We start from the raw sequence: 793 nt of genomic DNA on the forward strand, positions 1-793 counted from the left end.
GGCCGCTGGATCGCGCACTGCGGGTGGTATGCGAACAGCTGGCAGGCGCGGCTGCTCGATCGGCGGGTGGCGTACTTCGACGACGCCGTCACCTACAGCGAACGGGCCGTGGTCACCGGTGAGGTCGGACGGCTGTCCGCCGACCTGATCGACGAGGACCACAAAGGACTCGCCGCCTGGCTGCGCAAGCACGTGCGCTACGCCGAGCTGGAGGCGGCGCGCCGCGTGACGCAGCCCGCTGCCCGGGAGCGGTTGGCGCGGGTCCGCGAGGAGGTGCGCCGGCCCACCGGGTCAACCCGACCGCTCACGCGGACCATCGCGAGGGACGTGATCTTCCCGCTGGTTCCGGCCAAGCCGGCGGTCCTCTTCTGCTACATGTACCTGCTGCGGAGCGGATGGCGGGACGGGCGGCAAGGGCTGCTGTTCTGTCTCTACTACGCCTGGTACGAGCTCACGATCGGCGCACTGACCCGGTCTGTTCACCGGTGACCGCGTCGGTTCCGCTCGGTCGCTACCTGCGCACCACCGCGGGGCTGCGACCGGTCCAGCTCGGCGCCCGTGTCCGGCTGCGCGGGCAACGGGCCATCCTGAGCCGCCACCCGGGCCTGGGCGAGATGCTGCTGCGCGGCAGGCCGCCAGCGGAATCCTGGCCGATCGGGTTCCTGCCGTTCGACGGCAGATGCCCGCCGGCTCGGCCGATGTTCGACGAGATCGTCGCGGGCCGCCTCACCCTGCTCGGCCACTCCCGCGATCTATGTCCCCCGGACTCCAGCACCCCCGCGACCGGCACCCC

At 72.0% G+C, this 793-nt stretch carries 1 protein-coding gene and 1 pseudogene; both read left to right on the top strand.

All coding sequences use genetic code 11. The annotated features are described in order from the left end of the window. A partial coding sequence (locus ACY45C_RS13095) for a glycosyltransferase family protein (protein WP_462187901.1) occupies positions 1-489 on the top strand: 489 nt, incomplete at its 5' end. After that, positions 486-793, top strand: a pseudogene (locus ACY45C_RS13100) (heparinase); the annotation flags it as partial. The gene ACY45C_RS13095 and the pseudogene ACY45C_RS13100, both read left to right, overlap by 4 nt.

The sequence above is a fragment of the Frankia sp. CcWB2 genome (assembly GCF_977927585.1).